Source organism: Streptomyces sp. NPDC044061 (assembly GCF_056434305.1).
The window spans coordinates 48,791-64,918 of record NZ_JBWKFL010000043.1 but is presented as its reverse complement, the minus strand read 5'-3'; the positions used below and the strand labels follow the sequence as shown (position 1 = coordinate 64,918).

The following is a 16,128-nucleotide window of genomic DNA, read 5'->3' as shown; positions in this document are numbered from 1 at the left end:
GTGAGCCGGGTGTAGTGGTCGGTCTTGGCGTGCAGCCGCTCGGACTGCCGCCGAAGCCGGTACTGCTTGGCGAGCACACCGGCAGCCCGGAACTGTGCGCCCGCCCCGAGCGCGGTGATCCGCCCGGCCTGGTGGAGCTGGGCCGCGCCTGCGCTGAGGAGCGTGTTCAGGCCCCAGTCCACGCCGAGTGCAACGGTGTGCCCGCTGCGCTGGGCTTTGGGCACGGCGTGGGTGTAGGCGAGATCAGCCCGCACCTTCCCGCCCGCGATACGCACAGTCGGCAGGTGGATCACCGCGTTCGCCGCAACCCTGGGCGGCAACGTGATCGGGCAGGCCACCCACGCCCAGTCGCGGTATGCCTGCGGGTCGGACCGGGTCGGGAGCTGTAATCGCAGCAGGGCACGGCGCCCGTCGTCGGATCGTTCGATGCCGGCCTGCTGCACGTCGCACGCTGCGAGCAGCAGCATCTTGGCCACACGGGGTGTTGGCTCCAGCTCGAACAGGCCGGCAGCAAGACGCCCGTGCTTGCGCTCGAAGGTGGCGATCTGGCGCGTGCGGGATCGGATGATGCTGGACGGCAGGTGTTCTCCGCCCGGTATCGCCTCACGCACCGCCTCCCACTCGACGGCGGTACGCTTCTTCGGATCAGCTGGCCAGGAGGCCAGAACCCCAGCCGTCACGTCGGCGCGCCACTTCACCGATCGCAGCGCACGACCAGCCATCTCCTGGGCCATGCGCACGATTCGGTCATTGACCTGGATACCCTCGGCCGGCGCGACACTCCAGCCGAGGCGGCGCAGCGCCATCCACGCGTTCGACGGCAGCTTGCGGCCCCCGGCATCCTCCCCGGAGGCCAAAATGTTCACGTCCGCGGTGTTCCAGTGCGCGGCCAGCAGCGCACCGGTCATCTGGGCCACCAGTTCCGTGCACCAGCCCACGCGTTCGGCCAGGGCAGCGGGGCCAAGGACTTCGCCGCTCCTCTCGTCCACGCCCGACCGGATCAGAGCCCGGGCGCAGGCAGTACGAGCCCTCTCGCCGTCGGCGAGCGGCAGCTTCCTGCTCACGCGGCACGGTCCCGGTCATCGCACTGGCCGGACTCGGCCAGCAGCCGTTTGCGGTTCTCCGCGCTACGCATCCCGTACAAGCGGCCCGCGAACATCGTCACCACAGAGACGAAATCCTCGAGGAGTTCGTCCCGGCCGCCGAACTGTTTCGGGTGCAGCACCTCCACGGTGACCCCGTATACGGCGAACAACCGCTTGAGCCAGCCCACACCGAACCGGGCCAGCCGGTCCTCATGCGTGACACGCACCACCGTCACCGTGCCGTCCGACACCATCGCCAACACCCGATTCAAACCAGGCCGGTTCTCCTTCAAACCCGAACCGCGATCCCGGACGACCTTGACGATCTCGCCCATGGAGGTGGCCCGCAACTCGGCCTCCTGAGCCTCCAAAAAGGCCTCCTGCCCGGACGAGCCGGACACACGCACATACAGCAACTCCAGACGCCCACGCGCAGTCGAGGAGTCACTGCCGCGCTTCATGCTCTCCACATCCACCGAGGAGAACCGGCGCTCACGCCCGACCCACGCGAACGGGATCTTGCCGTCCAACGCCCACCGACGCAACGTCATCGGATGTATCCCAAGACGCTGCGCAGCCTTGGACATCCGCAGCAACTCCATGCACACAACCATACCTGCACAACGCCAGGGATAGCTAATGAAGTTGGTGAGCCTGCTCCAGTTCCTTGACCGCCGTCACCTTGTCCTGGGGCAGCAACTCGGCGGGTACGTCGCCGATGCCGACCTCGACGGCCACGTTGGCGGCCCGCGGGTTGTCGCCGGTGACCAGCATCGGCGGTGCCGGTGAGCGCGGTCAGGGAGGTGAACGCGTTCGGTGGTGTCGGGCCGCAGGCGGTCGGCGATACCCAGGACGCCCACAGCTGCGCCGACGGCCGTGACCAGTACGGTGGTGCGTCCGTCTTCCTCCAGCCCGGCGGCGACGACAGTGGCACGGGCGGAGTTCGGGTCCTCGGCGCCGGCGAGCAAGCCGGGCGGGGACACCCACCGCGACCGTACGTCCGTCGACGGTGGCAATCACGCCGAGGCCGGGCGTGGAGGCGAAGTTCTTCGCGGCGCCCAGGCGAGGCCGTGGGTGCGGGCGTCGTCCACGGCGGCCCCGGCCAGCGGGTGTTCGCTGGGGTGCTCGGCCGCCGTGGCCGGTGCCAGCAGGGGCTTCTCGGTCAGACCGGAGCCGGTCAGTGGGCGGATCTCCGTCCCGCGCGGGGTGCCCTCGGTGAGGGTGCCGGTCTTGTCGAGGTCCGCGCGTCGACCTGGCCGAGGCGTTCACGCCGTGCCGTCCACCCTTGGCGACGATCATGAAGGCGGACGGCCCGAGGTCCTCCATGAGCATGCCGAGCCAACCGTCCAGAACGGCGGAGCCGTGGACCTGGGGGACGGGGACGCCGAGGGTGTGGGCCAGGCGGAGGGCCTGGTCCTCGCTGTCGAAGGGCTTCTTGGCTTACTTGAAGATGGCCGTGGAGCCGTCGGAGAAGGTCACGCGCTCGACTCCGGACATTGACCACACGCGCACCTCCTCCCGTACGGCGGCAGTCCGGCCGGCCAGGGTGAGCAGGTTGTCGAGGAGTTCGGCGCTGGGGTTCGTGGTCACGTGTGGGCTCCGGAAGGTGAGGGTGGCGCAGATGAGCCGCCTGACAGCAGAGACCCGCGCCCGGAACGAGGCGGCGATCCGGGCGGCGATGGACCGGCTGCTCGCCGGAGCGATCCCGCCGGGCGGAGGGTGCGATCTCAAGACTCTGGCGGCCGAGGCAGGGGTGACCCGCACCGGTTTCTACCCGAAGGGAGAACGCCCCGGCCCCTACCAGCACCTTGCGGAAGAGTTCGAACGGTGGGTGAAGGACGCCCAGGCGGCCGGGATCGTCACGGACCCCAGGGCATCCCAGATCGAGAGGCTGAAGGCCCAGGTCGCCGACCTGAAGGAACGAGTCGCCGAACGGGACGTGGATCTCGCCGAGCTCACGGCCTTCAAGGCCCTCGCGATCTCCAGGCTGGCTGCCCAGCACGAGGAGATCGAGCGTCTGCGGAGGCACGCTGACACCGTCGGTAACATCCGCCACATGCCCGCCACGCGCAGCGGTACGGCCCCGTACGGGTCGTGGCAGGCGCGGGCCTGCGCAGGGCGACCGGGTAGCTGGCCGCGGCGTAGTCGTTGGCCAGCCGGTAGACGTGGAACCCGTGCTCGCGCAGGGGCGCAACCACGTCGTCGACCTGTTGTCTCTGCTTGGCCAGCGTCCGGGGGGTGACCTCGATACCAAGCTCGGCGTCGTGGCGCAGTCTGCCCAGGACGGGGGCCAGCCCGCGCACGGCCGCAGCCTCGCCGCCCTCCACATCGATCTCGATCAGGCGGGCGGCGGCGAGCTCGTTCTCCGTGACGAGCTGGGGCAGCGGCGCCGCGTCCGCTTCGAACGAGGAGACCACGGTGCGCGGGAGGACTGAGGTGGCGCCGCCGAGGTTGGTGGAGCGCTCCAGGTGGAAGGTCATCCGGCCCGCGGCGTCGGACACCGCGGCGTTCACCGTGCGGACGTTGGCGCACCCGTTGGCCTCGATGTTCGCCGTCAGAGTCTGGCGGAAGGCCGGGGAGGGTTCGATCGCGACGACACGGCCGGTGGGGCCGACGAGCTGGGAGGCCAGCAGCGTGAAGTAGCCGTGTGCGCGCCGGCGTCGATCACGAGGTCGCCCGGGGTGATGCGGTTGCGCATCCATGCGGTCAGGTGCGGCTCCCATGTGCCGAACAGCCAGACGTAGCGCTGAATGAGATCGCTGGTCGCCACGGGGAAGACGGTGCCGGTGTGGGTGCGGGCAGTCGTGGTGAGCGGGTGCTGTTTGAGGTATTCGCTCAGGTGCCCGGCCAGCCATGGCTTGCCGAGGCAGCCGGGCGCATACCGCACGTACGCACGCAGGGCGCTGAGCATGAGCGGTGGGATCACGGCAGATCTCCCTGGGGTGGGGCGCGGCCGTTCGGCCGCGTTGCGGGCTGAAGGGTGGCACGCTGGGCTCCAGGAGCAATCCAGAGCGCGAGGAGGAGAGCGCGGGTGAAGGCGGTGGAGCGCAGCCGGGCTGCTGACCGCGGTCGGGAGACCGGGCCGGTGGTGTATCTGCTGGTCGGGCTGACCGGGTCGGGCAAGACCACGTACGCCCAGCGGCGGCTGGAGCCGGCCGGAGCGGTGCGGCTGTCGGTGGATGAGCTGGTTCACGCCCGGCACGGCAACTACGGCGTGGACTATCCGGAGCGGGACTACTTCGTCCTGGAGGCGCCGGTGGTCGCCGAGGTCCGTGAGCGCCTGGTGGAGCTGGTTGCGGCAGGCCGGGACGTCGTACTGGACCACGGCTTGTGGCTGCGCTCGACCCGCCAAGAGTGGAAGAAGCTCGTCGAAGAGGCGGGCGGTCGGCCGCAGCTGTTGTACTTCCCTGTCGAGCGGGCCGAGCTGCTGCGGCGTCTTGAGGAGCGCAACCTGCGTGAGGACGCCAACGCGCTGACCGTCACGGAGTCGGCGCTCAACGACTTCTACGCCCGGTTCGAGCCGCCCGAGGGCGAGGGCGAGGAGATCATTGAGCCTGGCTGGTTCTGACCCTCCCTTGAGGTTGGTGGCCGCCAGGTGGTCACCAGCCGGGTCGCCTGCGCCGCCCACCAGTCGGGGATGGTCTGGAGCGAGACAGGCTGGAAGCCCAGGTGCGGGGAGTCGACCGCGATCCGGCCGTCGTGCCGGTGAAGGTGCTGGAGCAGGCGGCGGGCCTCGGCGAGCCGGGCCGGGGAGGCGGTCTTCCAGGTGCCGTCCGCCGAGTGCACGGCCCGCCGCTCGATGTCCTGGCGTACGCCGTCTCGCCACTTGAAGTGGTGGACGGCAACCGGTGGCCGGTTGGCCGGGCGGTGGCCCTCGGCGCGGTGGTTGCCTGAGGCCACGGCGACGCTGGAGTGCGCGAGCACGATCTTGCGGGGGTCGCCGCGCAGGAGCTGGTGGGTGAGGAAGGCGCCGAGCGGATACGCCGCGTCCAGGCCCGTGTGCGGGTCCCAGCCGGTCAGGGAGCCGTCAATGGTGACGCGGTCGAGCATCAGCCCGCCCACCACGTGGTGCCCGGCGTGCTCGGCTTGGGCGATCATCTCGTCCAGCGGGACGGGGTACTGCTGGAACTCGTCGGCGTCGGCGAGCAGGTGCCAGCCGGGCCCGGCCTGCTGCCGCAGGGCGTCCCTGAGTTCGCCGTTGGTGTGCTCGTGCCACGGGCCGCTGCTGGTGGCGGTGGGGATGATGCCCAGCTCGCGGCTGGCGGTCTGGAGTTCGTGCCGCCGCTGGTCGGGGACGTGTTCGGGGAAGTGGAAGGCGATGAGGAACCGCTCGATGCCCAGCAGCTGGTAGTGGCGGACCCAGGCGGCCAGCAGCGGGGCTTCGACGGGGCCGATGACGGAGACCAGCGGCGGAGGTGTGCTCAGCATCGTGACTCCTTCGTACGGAGGGAGGCGAAGGTGTGGGTGAGGAAGTCGGCCTGCTCGTCGGCTGTCCGCATGCCCAGCAGGCGGGGTGCCTCGGTGCCGGGCTGGGTGGGTGGCTGGCGGATGACGGTGTGCAGGACGTCGGCGAGGCCGTCCGGGTCGCCAGCGGGGAAGGTCAGGGCCCAGGGCTGGCCGCGAAGCCGACTGGTGAGGACGGGGTCGTGGTTGGAGACGATCAGGGGGACGCCGAGGCTGGCGGCGTCCATCACGAGCCCGGATTCCTTGCCGACGCCGGGATGCCGCGCTACTAGGGCGGCATCGGCGGCGGCGTAGACCAGCCGCAGCACGCTGTCTGTGACAGGGCTGGGCACAGTGTGCAGGCGCAGGTCGGGCAGGGCCCTCCACCGCTCAAGAACGGCTTCGTCGAGCGGGGCCCCGGTGACGATGAGGTGCAGCGGTTCCTTAAGCCGGGCCAGGGCGGCATCGATGACGGCGATGTCCTTGTAGGGCCACCAGCCGCCCACCAGGCACACCACAGCTTCGGCGGCGGGGATGTCGAAGGCCGTCCGGCCGCCCTCGCGTTCGGCGTCGGTCAGGCGGCGGCCGTCGTCGACCGCGAAGGCCCGCACCACCGCAGGCAGATCAGGGAAGGCCGTCGCCGTCTGATCGCCCACAGCCCGCGTTGGATACACCGCGATCACCCGTCGCTCGCCCCGGCGGGCGAGCCGCCCGAGGAGCCGTACGGGAGCGTCCTCGGTGGTGACCTGTTCGTGGACGAACCGCAGGTGCGGCTGTCCGCCGAGGAGGGCGGCGGCCCCATGCAGGGCCTCGCTCGCGGTCAGGATCACTACCGCCCCGGCGCCGGGCTGAAGGCGGCGGGCGGTCCGCAGAGCCGATGCCTCGGCCAGGCAGCGGGCGATGAGGGTGACCTGGTGCGGCAGCCGCCGCAGGCGGCGAGGCCATCGGCGCGAGCGGAAGATGCGCTGCCCGGCCGTGGAGAGCCCGGCCATGAGGCGGGATGCGGCCAGCAGGACGGCCGCCGCTTGCCCGGCCGGGGCGGTCGCCAGCCGGGTGCCGGCCCCGCGCAGGGGCGTGACCGTCTCGTGTGCGATCCCGTGAGGGGCGATGGCCAGGCTGCCGGTCCGGGCATGGGCGAGCGCCACCAGTGTGCGCTGGTGGTGGCCGCCCAGGCGGTTCGCGTACGGCTCGATGAGTACGAGCGGACCGGTCATCCCGAGACCGCCTGGTCCCCGTGGGCGGTGGTGAAGCGGTCCCGCAGCCAGGCGGGGTCGTTGAGGTGGTCGAACAGCTTGGGGGCTCGGGCGGCCCCACGGGCGAAGACGACGCCCTCTTGGGCTCCGGCGGCGGCGTAGGCGGCGAACTCGCCGTCCCGGCTCGTGGTCCACGCCTCCACCCGCTCGCGGGCGTCGTCGTCGGCCATGCCGTACTCGCTGCCACGGGCGAGCATCGCGCACTCACGGAAACCGGCCCTCCATGCGTGGAAGGGGCTCTGGTTGAACCGGGTGACGCCCGCGCTCTGTTCGGCGAACTCGATGCGGCCCGGGAGGGCGGCGAGCACGTCAACCGCCTCGCCCATGTCACGCAGCGCACTGCGGCGGATCAGCTTCAAACCGCCGTAGCCGTAGGTCAGGCCGTTGACGGGGTTGACCGCCCGCCACACCCGCATGGACACGCCCTCGTCCAGCGGCTCGACCATGGCGGGGGCGAAGTCGGTGTCGATGGCGAAGTCGCCGTCGGCGAGGAAGAACTGCTCGCGGTCGACGACCTCGGCGCACAGCCGGTAGGCCCGGCGCATCCCATGCACGCCGTGCACGCGCTTCACCATGCCGCCGAGCGTCCTTTGCAGGCGGGAGTGGAGGGAGCTGGCCATCGGCTCGTCGTAGGAAAGGAACACCGCGTCGAACCTGGTCGTCACGAGAGAGCCTCCAGGTAGCAGGCGGCGACCAGGGCGGGGGCGAAGTCGGCGGTGGAGGCGTAAGCGCGCTTGGCGTGCAAGGCGTGGAACTCGTCGTCGATGGCGAGGCGTTCGGCCAGTGCGACGGCCTCGGCCGGGGTATCGAAGCACAGCTCGGTGTCGATGTGCTCGGCGAGCCAGCCCAGGCGCGGGGAGATAACCGGCAGGCCCATGCCCTGGCAGTCGATGACACTCATGGACCAGGGGCAGCCGGGGCGGAAGGGGGCGATGCCGAAGCGGGCGCCGGCGAGCAGGTTCTTATAGCGGACGCGGTCGCCCCGGTCGGAGACGATCTGGACGTGCGGGAGCGTGGAAAGCTGGTCACGCATCTTCTCGGGGCTGTTGTCCAGGCCCTGCCGTTCGGGACGGCGCTGGCCGAACAGGTCCATCACCCGTAGTCGGATGATGCCAGAGGCAACCAGGTCACGGGCCAGGTGCACGAACTGCTCGGTGCCGTAATGCGCGTACAGCCTGTGGTTGTAGATGCCGATCGCCCCGGCGCCGGAGACGGGCTGGGTGGTGGCGGGAGGAGAGACCAGGCGGTCGTCGCGAGGGGCGGGCACCACCCGCAGCTTCTCACCGAGGTCCACGGTCATCCGGGCAGCAGCAGCCGACACCCAGGAGGCGGCCGTGGAGGAGTGGACCATCACCCGGTCGCAGGCGGCCAGCCCGGCGGCGAACGCCAGCAGCACCGGCCGTCCGAGACCTGCGTCGTTGAGGGACGGATCCAGCAGGAGCTGACCGCCACCGGTGAAGGAGAACGGCAGGTAGTGGCAGTACCCGGCCAGCAGCGCGTCCGATCCGGCCTCCAGCAGGGCCGTGCGGATCGCTGGGGCCTCCTCGATCTGGTTGGCCACCACCGCGTCCGGCCTCTCGGCCCGGATCAGTGCCACCAGTTCGTCGATGTCCGCGGAGAACCGGGCCCGGTACTTCGTCCCCGGCACCTTCGTCTGGTGGAAGCCGCAGCGGGCATCCCCGGCCGCCGCCGGTGCCGCGACGGTCACCTCAGCCCCGGTATCGGCCAGGGCCGGGGCGAGCAGGTCCGCGAAGATCCACCCCGAGTCGGCCGAAAGCCGGTCGGGGTTGGAGATGTTGAGCAGGTACAACACGCGCATGTGCGTCGCCTCCCTGTATATCTGCCCGGAGGGTCGATCCCGGCCGGTGAGGGAAGGAAACCGGCAACGCGGGCCGTGACGGGATGATGAACTTGGATCACTCACGGTTCATTCATGCTCACCAACAAGTGACGCGGGGGCGGCGTTCGATGGACGCGCAAGGCGACGAGATCACCGTCGAGCAGGCGGCCGAGAACTACGCGGCTGAGGTGGCCAGGTGGCGGGAAGTACGCGGAATGTCCAAGCGGGCGTTAGCACTGGCCATGGGGTTCGACCCCTCCTACGTCAGCCACGTGGAGTCAGGCCGTCACAAGCCCAGCGAGGAGTTCTCACGCCTCGCCGACGAGGCCCTGAACGCCGGGAAGGCGATCTGGCGGCGCTGGTGCGACTACGAGCAGGCGAGGGCGCGTACCCGACGTCCGACGGCCACGCCGCCCGCCCAGCGCAGGCCCGAGCAACCGTACGCGACCGGATCGGCCCTCGTCGTCGAACACGACGCGGCACGGCTCCAGTACGACGGCAGCAAGTACCGGCTGACCATGCGCCGCCGGCTGCGGAACACCGGCGATGAGCCGGTGACCCGGTACCTGATCCGGATCTCCGTGGACCGCTACCCTGGCGACCCCGAGCGCTCCAACGCCCACTACCGGGCCCACCCGCTGACCTGGAATGAACTCGCCCTCACCGCGACCTGCCGGGGCGAGGCAATGAGCTGGCAGGTGAAACACGACCGCGACGCCTTCAAGGAAGTCTGGCTGGTGTTCGACAACGAACACGGCCGCTTCCCGCTCTACCCGGGGGAGTCCGTGTGGATCGAGTACGCCTACACCGTCGGCGACGACAAGTGGGGCAACTGGTTCCAGCGGGCCGTACGCCTGCCCACCGAACAGCTCGAAGTCCAACTTGTTTTCCCCGCTGCGCTCGACCCGGTCGTGTGGGGCACCGAGACGTCCATGACCGCCGAGGCGTCTCCGCTGCGGACCCCGCCTGTCCGCAGCGACGACGGTGAGCTACGGCAATTCACGTGGATCACGACCACACCCGCCCTGCACGCTCGGTACCGTCTGGAGTGGCGGTTTCGGGCACGGCCCGAACGCAACATGAATCAAGGGGAGTTCAGGTGATTGACGTGCGGCCCAGTCAGCAGATGCGAGACCTCGGCGTCGTCCAGCATGGCGCCGACATCCTCGCCGAACCGGCCCGCGCCTTCGACCTACCCGCCGAACGCGACGAGGCCGAGCGCATCACCGACAAGCTCTTCGCCGCCATGGAACGGATCGGCCAGGTCCACCCGTTCGCCAAGGGCATGGGCATCGCGGCCCCGCAGATCGGCATCGGTCGTACCTCGGCCGTCGTCCAGCCGCCCGGCGACGCGCCCGCCATCATCCTGCTCAACCCGAAGATCATCGACATCTCCGACGAGATGGACGAGCAGTACGAGGGCTGCCTAAGTTTCTTCGACGTCCGCGGCCTCGTACCCCGCCCCCTGAAGATCACCGTTGAGACCACGACCCTGACCGGCGAGACCGTGACCACCGTGTACGAACGCGGCCTTGCCCGCCTCATCCACCACGAGATCGACCACCTCGACGGCCTGTTGTACACCGCCCGCATGAGGACCGGCGTCGATCCGATCCCGGTGGAGGAGTACCGGCAGACCGGCCGGGCCTGGGCCTACGAGTAGGCCGCACCGGGCGGCGCTCCGCCCTCACCCTGCCAGGCGGATGCCGATCACGACCGCGACGCCGAGCCTCGGATCTGGATAACGCCGCCCAGATGCGTGGTGCGGACGATCGACGAGCTCGCCCAGGCCATGGCCGACGCCCTCGCTCCGTAGGAGCCGCTGCGCAGAGATGTACATGATCAAGCCACCCTCCTTACGCTGATTCGCGGCTGCCGTAACGGTTAGCGCGGCTACCACGGGCGGCTGGCCAGCACTCGTAACGGTCCGACAAGTTCGGCAGTCCGTGTTTTACCTGCGGCGCAGCCATGGAATGATCGCTGCACTCGGTAACCAGAGGGAGGCGGTGGGTGCATGACCAGCCCGGAGAATCCCTTCGAGGCATCGGCGTCAGCGCTCGGATACCTCTACCAGCTCCGCGTGGCCCTCCAGCGGTGCGTGGAACTCTCAAGGGGCGGCATCGAGTGGAGTGTGGCGATTGAGGCAACGGACGATGTCCAGGCCCTCATCGGGTCGCACACCGAGCTGACCCAGCTGAAGAAGCGGGCAGACAACGTGAGACTGACGGACCTATCGTCGGACCTGTGGAAGACAATCAGGGTCTGGTCACATGCCGTCACCGAGGGGCACATCGATCTTGCCGAGACTAGCCTCTACCTGATTACCACCGCAGAGCTGCCGGACGACAGCGCGGGGTTCCTCCTGCAACCCAAGGCCAGCGGACACCGTGACGAGCAGACTGCCGAGGCCCTCCTCGTCCAGGCGCGGCAGTCCTCGAAGAGTACGACGTTGGTCAAGGCCTTCGAGGCGTTCGACGCGCTCGGGACGCAACGCCGGGCCGAGCTCATCAGCCGGATCGAGGTCATCGGTGACGCACCGGGGATGGACTCCATCAGGGAGGACCTGCTCGGCTACGCAAGCCTGGCCGTCGAGCGCCGGTACGCCGAGTCCTTTCTTCAGCGTCTTGAGGGCTGGTTCTTCGAGCGGGCGTCCGTCCAGATGAGCTTCCCGGGGTCGGATCCGGTGACCGGCGCCGAGTTCGACGAGCTGTTCAATGATCTACGCAATCAGATCGGTGAGCACAATCTGCCCATCGACCCTGATATCGCCGCGCTCACGGCTGCGGCCCCGGCAGCTGCCGATGCCGCCGACAAGGTGTTCGTGCATCAGCTCCGGCTGATCGACGTGGGCGGGGAGCGGATCGGCTACGCGGTTCGCGACTGGGTGAGGGCCTTCGCTCAGCGCTCCCGCTGGGCGAACGAGAACCTGCTGCGTGCCGGCGAGATCGGCGCTTATGAGCGCAGACTCGTGGAGGAGTGGCAGTCGCGCTTCGCCGAGATGCGTGAAGACCTCGGCGATGAAGCCACCGAAGAAGAGATGAAGCGTGAGGCCAAGCTGATCTACAGGTGGGTCGACCGGGAGGCCCGGCTTCGCATCCGCACCGGCTGTGAAGAGGTGTTCGTCGTCAAGGGGTCATACCAGATACTCGCGGACGAGCTGCGGGTCGGGTGGCATCCGGACTTCAGCGCCCGGCTGGCGGCTCTGCTGGAGCCGGCGGGAGCCGCTGATGGCCGAGCGTGACCTCAGCCGCGAGGAGCGCGCCCTTTTCAACCCGGCCTTCACAGCAATCGTGTGCGTCCGGGCTGTGCAGGGCTACGAGAAGCAGTACCGCTCCGCCTGCCCGCTTCCAGTCGCAGTGACCGCCGCGGTCATGGCCCTCCAGCCGTCCATCCGGACGGCGCTGCCCGCCACCATCCGCACCGGGCTGATGAACTGGCTCGACGAGAACGAGGCCGTGCGCGTGGCCATGGGCCTCAACGCCGCCGCCCTCGCCGCCGTCGTGCGACCAGGCCTGCTCTTCGCCCTTCAGGGCGATGTGCTCAGGCTTCAAGGCTCCGGGCTGACGGTGAAGCCACGGGCCGTGACGGCCCTCAAGGACGGCCCCGAGCAGAACACCGCGATCCAGAAAGCCGCCCACCAACTCGGGCGCTGGCTGCCCAGCACCGGCAGCATCAGCACCGTCCTGACGCTCCTGGGAGTCCAAGCGTGACCTTTCAGATCCAAGCGGTCACCGTCTACGGCAAGCAGCCCGGACAGGTCCGTACGGTCCCGTTCCGCACCGGCACCCTGAACATCGTCACGGGCGACTCCCGGCGCGGAAAGAGCGCGCTGCTGACGATCATCGACTACTGTCTGGCCAGCTCCGACTACCCCGTCAAGGCCGGCAAGGTCCGCAAGTACGTGGGCGCCTACGCCGTTACCCTGGCGAAGCCCGGCCAGCAGCTCTTCGTCGCCCGGCGCGCCCCGGAGCCGGGGAACGCCGTGAGCACCGTGCTGTGTGTCCTGTCCCAGGCCCCGGAGACCTCGCCTCCCGCGCTGGAAGAGCTGACCTTCGCGACGCCCCTGGACACCGCCAAGGACATCCTCAGCGACTTCTGCGGCATCGACCGCACCGTCAAGGTGCCAGCGGTCGCCCGCGCACAGACCATCGCTCCGTCGATCCGCCACGCGCTCTACTTCTGCTTCCAGGCGCAGAACGAGGTCGCCAACCCTGACCTGCTGTTCCACTCCCAAGGTGAGGAGTGGCGGCCGAACACCATCCGGGGTGTGATCCCGTACTTCCTTGGCGCCGTTGACCCCGAACAGGCAGCGCTGCGCAACCGGCTGCGGCTCCTGCGCCGGGACCTTTCCGACCTTGAAGCCAAACTCGCCCAGACCCGCGACCTCGGCCCAGCGTCGGGCCAGGCCCGAGCACTGCTCACCGAGGCGGTCGAGGCAGGGCTTCTACCGCACCGCGACAGCGAGCCGACGGCCGAGGAAGTCCTTGGCCTTCTGCGGTTGGCCTTGGAAGGCAGCATCCGGCAAGAGCTGGAGTCCCGACCGGACAACGACGGCGCCCCGTTGGCCGCCGCCATCGGCCGGCGCGCCCAACTCCGGCGCGCCGTCGGGCAGTCTCGGGCCCACATCGCCGACCTCAAGCGCGCGGTTGAGGAGAATGACGACTTCGCGGGCGAGGCAAGAGAGCAGCGCCGACGTCTCGCGTCTCTCGGGTTGATGCGACTGTCCCCGGACACCTCCCAGGCCGCCCAGTGCCCGGTGTGCGAAAGCCCGATCGCCTCGGCCAACACCACGGTGGCGACGATCATGCACGACCTCGAACGCCTCGACGGCGATCTGCAGGTGATCGGCAGCGACACACCCGCCCTGCAACACCAGATGGCCCTGGAGGAGGAGCAGCTGCAGCAACTGCGCGCGGCGCTCTCCCGCAGCCAGGACGAGATTAACGAGATCAGCGCCGGGCTGCGCGCGCTGCAGCAGGAGCCGGACCAGTCGCAGCGGGCCGCCCATGTGCGCGGTCGTATCAGCCTTTACCTCGACACCACCGCTCAGCATGTGAGTGCCCCGCAGGTCGAAGACCGCCGCGACGACCTCCAGCGACAGATCGCTGAGCTGGAAGAGCTCCTGAGCGACGACACCCAGGGCGACCGGCTCACCAGTTACCTGTCCCTGATCAGCCAGAACATCCGCACCAAGGCTGCATCACTGGAGCTCGACCACTCGGACGCGCCCATCCGCCTCGACGTCAACCGGCTGACTGTCGTCGCCGACACGGCCGACGGTCCCGTCCGGCTCGCCGACATGGGCAGCGCCGAGAACCACCTGGGCTACCACGTCGCCACGCTGCTGAGCCTGCACGAGTGGTTCAGCGAGCACCGCGGACCCGTTCCTCGGACGCTGATCCTCGACCAGCCGTCCCAGGTGTACTTCCCGCCCGACTACACCGGCGAGCCCACACCCCAGGGGACCGACCTCAGCCACCTGCTGAATATCTACCGGATCATCAACGACACCGTCCAGGCACTCGACGGCGCGCTCCAGGTCATCGTCGTCGAGCACGCCGACCTGGCCGACCCGCTCTTCCGGGACCACGTCGTCGAGCGCTGGCGCTACAGCAACAGCCAGGCCCTCGTACCTCCGGAGTGGATCACTGAACCGATCGACGACGAGGACGAGTAGCCCAGCACTCGACGTTCGGCTTCCGCTCCACGCCGAGTGCACCTGTCGCCGTATAGTTCGAGGCCTGTCAGCGTGATGGACCACCGAATCAGCCAGTGGACATCGAACAGCTGACCCTGTCGCCGAAGAGTGTGATCTAAGCCACAGCTCAGCGAAGGAATGAGACACCTTGATCCTTCATGGCGTGTTGGCGCCTCGGGGCTCCGGTCCCACGTAAAGCGACACATACACGGGGGACACGGCATCTGCAGCGACAACAGGTTGGAAGCACCAAGACCTCGGTCAGGAAGGCGCCGCCCAGCGCTACTACCAGGTCGGCTACAAGCTCGCCTGCGAAGCCGACCCCCACGGCCACGCCGCCTGGATGATGCGCGCCCTCGCCCATCAGGCCCTGAGCCTCAAGCAGCCCCACCACTGCGTCGACCTCGTCGAAGGCGCCCTGCGACGCGGCCTCGGCCACGTCGACGGCCAGACCGAGGCCCTCCTCCACATCGCCCACGCCCGCGCCTACGCCGCCACGAACGAGAACCCGTCGGCCGCACGCGCCCTCCTCGCCGCCGAGGACGCCCTCCTACGGGACGACGGCCCCCAGCCCAGCTACTCCCGCGTCAGCGGCCCTGCCGCTGGCACCGTGGCCAGCCACACCGCCCGCACCCTCACAGACCTCGCTGACCACATCGGCACCGAACAGCAACACCGCGACGCCCTCACCCGCTGGGACCCCGCGAAGTACAAGCGCGTCCACGCCCTCACCCACGCCGACCTCGGCGACAGCCTCGCCGCCCAGGCCCGCGCCGACGAAGCCGTCGCCGCCTGGACCCAAGCGCTGGTCCTGATGGAAGGCATGACCTCCGATCGAACACGCAAGGCGATCACCTCGATCCGCTCCACCCTCGCGGCCTACCAACGCCGCGGCGTCCCCGGCGCCGTCGATCTCGCCCGCCGCGCCCGCGAGGCCCTTGCCTAACATGCCCAGACAACCCGCCCGACGAAGGGGACACCGTGGCCCAGCAGACCGACGACCGCTCCCAAGCTCTCAAGCCGGCGCTCGAATCAATGACTCTGCTCGTTGCGGCCGTCATCGTCCACGACAAGGCCACCAACCGCGTTGTCCTTCTCCAGCGCAGCGAAAACGCCAAGTTTGCCCAGGGCCTGTGGGACCTCCCCGTCGGCAAGAGCGAACCGGGTGAGCCCATCACGGAGACGGCAGTCCGCGAGCTGTACGAGGAGACCGGCCTCACGGTGAAGCCCGAGTCCCTCAAGGTCGCCCACATCATCCACGGCGCCTGGGGCGTCGAGGCCCCCAACGGCTTCCTCACAGTCGTCTTCGCCGCCCACGAATGGACCGGCGAACCCGAAAACTGCGAACCCCGCAAGCACTCGCAGGTCCGCTGGGTTGACACCAACGCCATCCCCGAGGCGTTTGTGGATACCACGGCCAGCGCCCTCCATCACTACCTGCATGACGGTTCGGAGGTCTCGCTGGACGGCTGGTCGGCAGCGTGAGCATCACGCTGCTCCACCTCATGTCTAAGGACCCGCACTATTCACCTGCGCCGGTTGCGGCCGAGGCTGTGCAGGCCCGGCTACAGCAACTGGTTCCTGAGGCGTTGGGCGTTACGACGTTTGGGACATCCCCGGCACAGCCTGCATCGATCCTGGGGAGAACTGGTGCGGTGTTCGGTGGCCCGTATGCAGCTCCGACATCGAAGGCTGGTGGGGTAACGCGCTGGACACGGCGCCCTTCCAGGATGGCCTTTTCGACGCACTTGCCGTGACGATGCTCTGTTGCTCTGCCCAGACGGACTCGAACGCCCTTGACTACGTCGA

General features: G+C 69.2%; 14 protein-coding genes and 4 pseudogenes. 8 read left to right on the top strand and 10 right to left on the bottom strand.

Going from position 1 to position 16,128, the window contains the following annotated elements; translation table 11 throughout:
• From AC07CM_RS41340 to AC07CM_RS41320, 5 genes and pseudogenes are all read right to left on the bottom strand, one after another.
• Positions 1-989: pseudogene (locus AC07CM_RS41340) on the bottom strand (zinc ribbon domain-containing protein); the annotation flags it as partial.
• A gap of 71 nt (positions 990-1,060) precedes the next feature.
• Positions 1,061-1,687, bottom strand: a complete 627-nt coding sequence (locus AC07CM_RS41335; protein WP_478881691.1) for an IS607 family transposase — start codon at positions 1,685-1,687, stop codon at positions 1,061-1,063.
• A gap of 49 nt (positions 1,688-1,736) precedes the next feature.
• A pseudogene (locus AC07CM_RS41330) lies at positions 1,737-2,352 on the bottom strand (HAD family hydrolase); the annotation flags it as partial.
• 38 nt (positions 2,353-2,390) lie between these two features.
• Positions 2,391-2,675: pseudogene (locus tag AC07CM_RS41325) on the bottom strand (aminoglycoside phosphotransferase family protein); the annotation flags it as partial.
• Positions 2,676-3,049: 374 nt separating this feature from the next.
• Complete coding sequence (locus AC07CM_RS41320; protein ID WP_478881690.1) at positions 3,050-3,787, bottom strand: FkbM family methyltransferase; 738 nt, start codon at positions 3,785-3,787, stop codon at positions 3,050-3,052.
• Positions 3,788-4,116: 329 nt separating this feature from the next.
• On the opposite strand from AC07CM_RS41320, the gene AC07CM_RS41315 reads away from it, so the two are divergent.
• A complete protein-coding gene (locus AC07CM_RS41315) occupies positions 4,117-4,653 on the top strand; it encodes a P-loop nucleotide/nucleoside kinase family protein (RefSeq protein WP_478881689.1) in 537 nt (178 codons plus the stop codon).
• Here AC07CM_RS41315 and AC07CM_RS41310 read toward each other — a convergent pair.
• The 4 genes from AC07CM_RS41310 to AC07CM_RS41295 are packed head-to-tail and all read right to left on the bottom strand — an operon-like array spanning position 4,590 to position 8,600.
• The gene (locus tag AC07CM_RS41310; RefSeq protein ID WP_478881688.1) at positions 4,590-5,513 is read right to left on the bottom strand and encodes a glycosyltransferase family 2 protein; all 924 of its coding nucleotides are present in this window, start codon (positions 5,511-5,513) and stop codon (positions 4,590-4,592) included. The genes AC07CM_RS41315 and AC07CM_RS41310 overlap by 64 nt on opposite strands.
• Positions 5,507-6,742, bottom strand: a complete 1,236-nt coding sequence (locus AC07CM_RS41305) for a glycosyltransferase family protein (RefSeq protein WP_478881687.1) — start codon at positions 6,740-6,742, stop codon at positions 5,507-5,509. Before AC07CM_RS41305 ends, AC07CM_RS41310 begins: the two co-directional genes overlap by 7 nt.
• Positions 6,739-7,446 carry a hypothetical protein gene (locus AC07CM_RS41300; RefSeq protein ID WP_478881686.1) on the bottom strand — a complete coding sequence of 236 codons (708 nt, stop codon included), beginning with the start codon at positions 7,444-7,446 and terminating at the stop codon, positions 6,739-6,741. Before AC07CM_RS41300 ends, AC07CM_RS41305 begins: the two co-directional genes overlap by 4 nt.
• On the bottom strand, positions 7,443-8,600 hold the full coding sequence (locus AC07CM_RS41295; protein ID WP_478881685.1) for a glycosyltransferase: 1,158 nt from the start codon (positions 8,598-8,600) through the stop codon (positions 7,443-7,445). Before AC07CM_RS41295 ends, AC07CM_RS41300 begins: the two co-directional genes overlap by 4 nt.
• A gap of 149 nt (positions 8,601-8,749) precedes the next feature.
• On the opposite strand from AC07CM_RS41295, the gene AC07CM_RS41290 reads away from it, so the two are divergent.
• A complete protein-coding gene (locus tag AC07CM_RS41290; protein ID WP_478881684.1) occupies positions 8,750-9,724 on the top strand; it encodes a helix-turn-helix domain-containing protein in 975 nt (324 codons plus the stop codon).
• On the top strand, positions 9,721-10,284 hold the full coding sequence (locus AC07CM_RS41285; protein ID WP_478881683.1) for a peptide deformylase: 564 nt from the start codon (positions 9,721-9,723) through the stop codon (positions 10,282-10,284). Before AC07CM_RS41290 ends, AC07CM_RS41285 begins: the two co-directional genes overlap by 4 nt.
• A gap of 24 nt (positions 10,285-10,308) precedes the next feature.
• Here AC07CM_RS41285 and AC07CM_RS41280 read toward each other — a convergent pair whose 3' ends face one another.
• Positions 10,309-10,467 (bottom strand): hypothetical protein, encoded by a 159-nt coding sequence (locus AC07CM_RS41280; protein WP_478881682.1) that lies wholly within the window; start codon positions 10,465-10,467, stop codon positions 10,309-10,311.
• A 168-nt stretch (positions 10,468-10,635) separates the two neighbouring features.
• On the opposite strand from AC07CM_RS41280, the gene AC07CM_RS41275 reads away from it, so the two are divergent.
• The 5 genes and pseudogenes from AC07CM_RS41275 (at position 10,636) to AC07CM_RS41255 (ending at position 15,804) form a co-directional block, all read left to right on the top strand.
• The gene (locus AC07CM_RS41275; RefSeq protein ID WP_478881681.1) at positions 10,636-11,862 is read left to right on the top strand and encodes an ABC-three component system protein; all 1,227 of its coding nucleotides are present in this window, start codon (positions 10,636-10,638) and stop codon (positions 11,860-11,862) included.
• On the top strand, positions 11,849-12,331 hold the full coding sequence (locus tag AC07CM_RS41270) for a three component ABC system middle component (RefSeq protein WP_478881680.1): 483 nt from the start codon (positions 11,849-11,851) through the stop codon (positions 12,329-12,331). The genes AC07CM_RS41275 and AC07CM_RS41270 overlap by 14 nt, the downstream gene beginning before the upstream one ends.
• Positions 12,328-14,298, top strand: a complete 1,971-nt coding sequence (locus AC07CM_RS41265; protein WP_478881679.1) for a DUF3732 domain-containing protein — start codon at positions 12,328-12,330, stop codon at positions 14,296-14,298. Before AC07CM_RS41270 ends, AC07CM_RS41265 begins: the two co-directional genes overlap by 4 nt.
• Positions 14,299-14,545: 247 nt before the next feature.
• A pseudogene (locus tag AC07CM_RS41260) lies at positions 14,546-15,265 on the top strand (tetratricopeptide repeat protein); the annotation flags it as partial.
• A gap of 35 nt (positions 15,266-15,300) precedes the next feature.
• Positions 15,301-15,804: an NUDIX domain-containing protein gene (locus AC07CM_RS41255; protein ID WP_478881678.1), complete on the top strand. Its 504-nt coding sequence runs from the start codon at positions 15,301-15,303 to the stop codon at positions 15,802-15,804.
• Positions 15,805-16,128 lie beyond the last annotated feature (324 nt).